Origin of the sequence: Dethiosulfatarculus sandiegensis (genome assembly GCF_000931935.2) — a bacterium.
GTDB lineage: Bacteria > Desulfobacterota > Desulfarculia > Desulfarculales > Desulfarculaceae > Dethiosulfatarculus > Dethiosulfatarculus sandiegensis.
In genome coordinates, this window is record NZ_AZAC01000001.1 from 360721 (window position 1) to 367478 (window position 6758).

Annotated in this window: 7 protein-coding genes; 2 read left to right on the forward strand and 5 right to left on the reverse strand. The window is 53.7% G+C overall.

Annotated elements, in window-relative coordinates:
- Position 1: 1 nt before the first annotated feature.
- The 5 genes from X474_RS01660 to X474_RS01680 all read right to left on the reverse strand — a co-directional run bounded on the left by X474_RS01660 (position 2) and on the right by X474_RS01680 (position 5313).
- Entirely contained in the window at positions 2-508 is a 507-nt protein-coding gene (locus tag X474_RS01660; RefSeq protein ID WP_044346276.1) for a DivIVA domain-containing protein, read from the reverse strand.
- A gap of 201 nt (positions 509-709) precedes the next feature.
- Positions 710-2314: an AMP-binding protein gene (locus X474_RS01665; protein WP_044346277.1), complete on the reverse strand. Its 1605-nt coding sequence runs from the start codon at positions 2312-2314 to the stop codon at positions 710-712.
- Positions 2315-2335: 21 nt separating this feature from the next.
- Positions 2336-2983 carry a response regulator gene (locus tag X474_RS01670; RefSeq protein ID WP_052514742.1) on the reverse strand — a complete coding sequence of 216 codons (648 nt, stop codon included), beginning with the start codon at positions 2981-2983 and terminating at the stop codon, positions 2336-2338.
- 1 nt (position 2984) lies between these two features.
- On the reverse strand, positions 2985-3854 hold the full coding sequence (locus tag X474_RS01675) for a UbiA-like polyprenyltransferase (protein ID WP_044346278.1): 870 nt from the start codon (positions 3852-3854) through the stop codon (positions 2985-2987).
- Position 3855: 1 nt separating this feature from the next.
- The gene (locus tag X474_RS01680) at positions 3856-5313 is read right to left on the reverse strand and encodes a menaquinone biosynthesis decarboxylase (RefSeq protein ID WP_044346279.1); all 1458 of its coding nucleotides are present in this window, start codon (positions 5311-5313) and stop codon (positions 3856-3858) included.
- A 527-nt stretch (positions 5314-5840) separates the two neighbouring features.
- Between X474_RS01680 and X474_RS25915 the strand changes: the two genes are divergently transcribed.
- Positions 5841-6011 carry a hypothetical protein gene (locus X474_RS25915; RefSeq protein ID WP_156360564.1) on the forward strand — a complete coding sequence of 57 codons (171 nt, stop codon included), beginning with the start codon at positions 5841-5843 and terminating at the stop codon, positions 6009-6011.
- 421 nt (positions 6012-6432) lie between these two features.
- A partial coding sequence (locus X474_RS01685; protein WP_044346280.1) for a hypothetical protein occupies positions 6433-6758 on the forward strand: 326 nt, incomplete at its 3' end.

Here is a 6758-nt window from a genome sequence, read left to right on the forward strand (position 1 = left end):
ATCAAGTGGAAGAGTTGGGGGAGCGCAGAATCCTGATTTTGTCTTCCAGCTCTGCCATATCCCGATCGCGGTCCGTTTCCACATCCAACAGCTTGAGATGGGCTTCAACTAAAGAGCGCAGGCGAACCTCGAACTGGGCCCGCTGGCGCTTGAGTTCAGCTATATCGTCGTGGATCTGGGCCAGCCTGGTGTGGGTTTGCCCCAGTATCTTTTCGGCTTGTAATTCAGCCTCGGCCACCAGGAGGTCCGCCTCCCGCTCGGCATTGGTCTTGATCTCTTCGGCCAGTTGCCTGGTTTGGGAAAGGGTCGCCTCCAGGGTTTGCTCCCGGCCATGGTAGTCCTTGAGCTCTCCCTTGACCTCGGCCAGCTCCTGGCGCAGCTCCCGCGCCTCGCTTCTAAGCTCGGCCACTTCTTCGGCCGCCTTCTCCAAGAAGGATCTCACCTCTTCAGTGTCATAGCCCCTGAAGCGACGGTTGAACTCTTTTTTGCTGATGAACTCCGCGTCCATAATAATTATTCACTCCAAAATATCACCGGTGTTTCAGCTCGTATTTGCCCAAACTCCGGAACCCCGGAAAGCTCTGGCCTTCCGGGCGGCCTTAGTCCCCGAATTTGGGGGCCTTTCAAAGGTCTAGGCTATTCTTACCAATTTTGTCAGTAATGTCAAGACGTTTCGATATCTAATCCTTTTAGGAGTCATATTGCCTTATTAGGTAAGCCCCAACTCCTGCATGAATTGTTTACGCATAACGAATTTTTTGGGCTTACCCAAAGCGGTCATGGGAAAGCTTTTCACTATTTTGTAGTGTTCGGGTTGTTCAAGGGGGCTGAGCCTTTGGTCGCAGAAGCCCTTTATCTCCTCAATATTCGGCTCATATTCGGGCAGGACCCTGATCCAGACCGCCACTTCCTCTTTATGATCCCCCACCGAAACGGCAAAGGCCTGGGCATCGGCCACCTGGGGATGCTTAAGCAGAACCGCTTCAATGCGGCTGGGGAAAACCACTTGGTTGTCTTTGATGATGGCCTCTTTCACCCTGCCGAAAATGCGCAGGTAACCGTTTTCATCCATGGAAGCCAGATCACCGGTGAGGAGCCACCCCTCCTGGTCCAAGGTTTCTTTGGTGGCGGTTTCCAGGCCCTTGTAACCCAGCATGTTGAATCCCCTGGCCCTTATTTCGCCAATGCTTCCCCTGGGCAGGGCGCGGCCGGTCTCCGGGTCGGAGATGATCACCTCCACCCCTTCTATGGGGCGCCCCACAGTGGAGACCCTCAGTTCAAGAATATCATCGGGCCGGGTGAGGGATATCCAGGATGAGGCCTCGGTCTGGCCGTAGCCTATCAATATGTCCTTGATACCCATCTGGTTCACCACTTTTTCCATGACCTCCAGGGGGCAGACCGCTCCGGCCATGATCCCGGTGCGCAGACTGGCGAGCATATCCGGACGATAATCCGGCTGTTCCATAAGCGCCATAAACGTGGTGGGCGCGCCATATATGGCGGTTGCCTTTTCCCGGTAAGCCGCCTTAAGGGTGGTTTTGGGTTCCGGAAGCCTGGAGGGGATAATCAGACAACTCCTGGCCAGAATGCCCGGCATGGTCAAACAGATGCAGCCGAACATATGACTCAAGGGAACGGTGATTAAAAGTTTGTCCGTATGGTCAAGGCCTTGGATGGAAGCCGCTGCAAAAGAGGTGTTCAATAGTCCCCTGTGGCTCAGCATTACTCCCTTGGGTCTGCCTGTGGTGCCTGAGGTGTAGATTAAAGAGCTTTGATCGCCGGGCGACTGGATCTGCATGCGTTTTTTGAGCTCAGTTTGGGAGGCCTCGTCCGCCTTGGCCGCTATATCATCCAGGCTGGGCAAGGCTGAGTCAGGGGCTTTTTCCGTGAGGATCAGGTGTTTGAGCTCTGCGGGCAGGCCCGGCTTTTTGCGCAAGGCTTGCAGGGTGTCGAAAAACTCGTTTTGGTTTATGCCCTTGGCGAGCACCAGTGCGCGCACGTCCGCGTTTTCCAGAATAAACTTAAGCCCTTTTTCATCCAACGAAATATCCAGATTAACCAGAATGAGCCCTGCCTTGGCGCAGGCGAATTGGCATATCAGCCATTGGGGCTGGTTAGGCGCCCAAAGGGCCAGGTGGTCTCCGGGGAGAAGCCCCAGGGCGATAAAGCCTCGGGCAAGCTGGTCTGTCTTTTGTGCGAATTCGGCATAGGTCAGCCTGGTGTTTGTGGGCAAGTCCACCAGGGCTGGGGAATTGGGTTTATGACCGGCTGCTTGGTCCAGGAGGTTGCCTAGGGTGAGCTCCAAGGGCATAAGAACCTCTCTTTTTCAAGATCAGGTCAGAGTCTTATGCACCATATCAAACAATTGGCTGGGACGGAAGGGTTTACTTAGTCTGGGGTAGCCGAAACGCTGTATTTCCTGGACCAGCTCACCGGCCACCGCCCTGGTGCCGAAAAATCCGCTGATAAATATGGCCTTGAGGTTCAGGTCTCTTTGGCGCATCTGACGCACCATTTCCACCCCGTCCATTATGGGCATGACCACATCGGTGATCACCAGGTCCGGCCTGAAGGTAAGTTGTGAGCCCAGGCCCTGTACGCCGTTGGCCGCGGTGCTTACGTGAAAGCCTTCCAGCCCCAGAAGATCGGCCAGGTTTTCCCTTAACCCGGACTCGTCCTCCACCACCAGTATCCTGTGACGCGAGGCTCTTGCGGTGTGGTTTTGCGCGCCGAGAAAACGGGCCAGGTCCTGATCTTGTGTGAGGTCCAGGCGCTCTTTTATGAGGTTGAGCCTTTTTTGGCCTTGGGTTGCAACCTGCTTATAGGCTTGATCGTTTAAATCCGGGTGATACACCTTGGCCAGGGTTCGGCAGGAAGACCTGATATAGCGGATCGCGGTGTAAGGGCCCAGCTCCGCCGCAATCTCAAGCGCCTTTTCCCATACTCCCAGGAACCTGAGATCAATTTCGAGCTGGTTCACGCTAGCCCCTTATCCAACAGTCCACTGCCAGGAAAATGAAGAACATTACAGAGATCACTCCGTTCATGGTGAAAAAGGCCATGGGGATGTTGGCCCGTTTTTTGGCCACCACGATCTGTTCCAGAACCAGGACCAAGCTTACCAGGGAGACCCCGGCCAGATAAAGGGAGCCCAGGCCAAAGAGAGGGGCCAGGGCGAAAAAACCGATAGTTGAGATGAGATGCAGGCCCCGGCTGACCCACAGGGCCTTTTTCAGGCCCAGGCGGGCAGGCAGGGAATGCAGCCTGTGGTTTTGGTCAAACTCAAGATCCTGACAGGCGTAAATTACATCAAAGCCTGCCACCCAGGTGGTTACGCTAATGGCCAGAATTACGGCCCTCCAGTCCCAAGCTCCGCTCACCGCTATCCAGGCCCCCACAGGAGCCAGGGCCGTTGCTGCGCCGAGCCAGATATGGCAAAGACTGGTGAAGCGCTTGCTGTAGGAATAGCCCATGATCCAGACCAGGGCCACAGGAGATAGCAAAAGGCACAGGTCGCTCAGCTGCCAGCTGGCCAGGATGAATACAGCGCAGGATATGGCAAGGTAAAACCAGGCTGTGGGTTGGCTGACTTGGCCGGTGACCAGGCCCCGGTTCGCGGTGCGGGGGTTTTGGGCGTCAAAGCGCAGGTCTGCCAGGCGGTTTATTACCATGGCCGAGGTGCGGGCCGCCACCAGGGCCACCACGATCCAGAAAAGCCCTCCCCAGGTAATGGGGCGCACATAATGGGCCAACACCACGCTGGCAAGGGCAAAGGGAAAAAGAAATATGGTGTGGCTGAACTTAACCAGCTCAAAGAAATTAGTCAGTTTGGAGAGCCTGGAATCGGCCATTTTACAACAGTCCCCACTTTTTGAGTTTTTTCAACGCCTGATTCTGGATTTCAGGGGTCATTTCAATGCGGTCCGGCCAGGGCCGGGTGAAACCCTCTTCCGGTGTTTTTCTGGTTCCGTCTATACCCATTTTGGTATGCAGCCAGGGCATCTGGGCCGCGTGGTCCAGGGCGTCGGCCGGGCCCTTGGTGAAGATCACATCCCTTTGCGGATCAATATTGTTAAGCGCCTCCCACCAGGCTTCCTGGGGATCGCGCACATTGACATGCTCATCCACAATCACGATCACCTTGGCGAACATCATCTGGCCCTGGCCCCAAAGGGCGTTGAGCACCTTGTATGCCTGGCCGGGATATTCCTTTTTAATCGATACAAAGACCAGGTTGTGGAAAACCCCTTCTGCGGGCATGTGGTAATCCACCACATCGGGCAGGACCATCTGCAACAAAGGCAGGAATATGCGTTCTGTGGCCATGCCCAGGTAGAGGTCCTCCATGGGCGGCCTGCCTACAATCGTTGTCGGATAAACCGGGTTTTTGCGCTGGGTCATGGCGGTGAGGTGGAAGACCGGGTATTCGTCCGCCAGAGAGTAGAACCCGGTGTGGTCGCCAAAGGGGCCTTCGGTGCGCCAGGGTTCGGCAGGGTCGACATAACCCTCCAGGACAATATCCGCCTCTGCCGGGACCATGAGGTCGTTTGTTACGCACTTGACCACCTTAAGGGGTTTGCCCATGAGAAAACCGGTGAACATGAACTCATCAAGCACCGGCGGCAAGGGCGCGCTTGCCGTGTAAGTGGCTGCCGGAGGGCCGCCAAGGGCAACGGATACGGGGAGTTTTTGGCCCAGGGAGAGGGCTTTCCGGTAATGAGCCGCTCCTCCCTTGTGCCTGTGCCAGTGCATGCCGGTTGTACGGGCGTCGTATTTTTGCAACCTATACATGCCCACGTTCTGGCGGCCGGTCTCCGGGTCGGCGGTGATGACCTGGGGCAGGGTGATAAAGGGTCCGCCGTCATCCGGCCAACAGGTCAGGATGGGAAGCCTGTCCAGAAAGGCTTCCTTGTCTTTAAGGATAATCTCCTGGCAGGGGGCATCCTTAACCGTGCGGGGGGCAAAGGCGGAAAGCTCCTTTAACTTGGGCAGGGCTGTCATGACCTTTGCCCAAAGCCCCTGAGGCAGCTCCATGGCCATGAGTTCACGCAACCTGTCTGATATGCGGTCCAAGTTATCCACACCCAGGGACAGACTCATACGTTCGCTGGAGCCGAACAGGTTGATGGCCAGAGGCATCTCCGAACCCTTGACGTTTTCAAATAAAAGCGCAGGTCCGCCTGCCTTCATGACCGGTTCGCTCAAGGCGGTTATCTCCAGCTTTGGATCAACCGGTTCACTGATCTTTTTGAGCCAACCCTTTTGCTCCAGGGTGTTGATGAAATCAAAGGTGTTTTTGGGTGGGGTCATTGGTTCTCCATACCTCGTTGTAGCCCTTTCACGTAAGCATGAATGATACATCTAAAGCGTACTTTTCGTCAAAATAACAGGCTGCTTAATTGGTAAATTATCAACTATATTAGTGGGGTTTTTGCCTGTTTTTGAGGCTATGGGGCAAAATGCCCCATGGTTTTTCAACCTTGGAACATGGAATAATACCTTGGCCTTATTGGCTATGGGAATATTTGCGGCTTCTTGGTATAAATCCGGCTCAGGTTTTTGGTCATAACCCCAGCCGGAAGTGTATGTGATTTTGGAGACGGTTTTTGGGATCAAAATACTTGAATCGGCTCAAATTGGCGGGTTAACAGCTTGTGGGAAAAAAAAGCGCCGAAGAGGGCCTTTGGGGAGCCCTCTTCGGCAAGCCTGGAGGTAAAACAACCTATAGAGGAAAAGCTGTTTGGGGTATTATATGCTGTTTCAATCGCTTACAGGTGCGCCTAGCGGGCGTTCACCTGAGAGGTAGCGTATGAAGCCAAAAGTGATTCGGGGTCTACGTGGCGGAACATTTCGCCATCGCACTGGTCGCAAAAGACTTTATGGTCGTTGATACCGGTAATCCGGATTTCCTTGGAACCGCACTTGCTGCAAACATATTCATAAGCGGGCATGGGGTGTTCTCCTTATATATGAAAGACGATTCTTTATTTGCTCTGTTGCCCGCTTAATAAAGCAATGAGCGTGCCACTATTGAAAAAGGTTTAAAATTTTATTACTTTGTATATAACTGACTGAAAAAAATCCAAAAATAATTCCTATGTCAATCCCGGCATACTTAGTGTCATATTTCACAAGTACACATTCCATATTTTTTGGGGTGAAAATCCCCAAGCTTTTGGGGCGAAATGCCCCATTGCGGGCTTGTGACTGGTGTGAATACACTAAAATAAAACTATATTAGTAGGGTTAAATGGGGATGGAGTGAGCCATTTGATAAAAGGCATGTGGCTTATGAGGCGAGCGGAAACCCGGAATTTGACCCTATGACACTTCCCTGTGGAGCTGCTTGAGTCTGGCAGTGGAGAGGGATGGTAAATACGAATGGTACATAGAGTGCTGAGATCGTCTGTTGCTCCGGGAATGTCATGAGTGATCCAGCCCATCTTTGACGGACACACGATTAAGCGAGTAATTAGCTTAACGGAGGTGTTCGATGCCATCACAGAAAAATCAGAAGAAATCGTCACGCCGCCGATTTTCGGAGGAGTTCAAGATCAAGGCGCTTGGGCTGGCCAAACAGGCACCATGTACCGTAAATTGGATCACATAGTGTTCTGGAAGCTGGCGCACTGGCTGGCCGGGAAGTACCGGTGCTCGATCAAGAAACTGATGCGAAGGCTGTTTAACGCCCTGCCGGGGGTCAAACCAAAACCTGCATACTCTTCGGCAGGAGAGCAAGCGGCAATCTGTGCGGC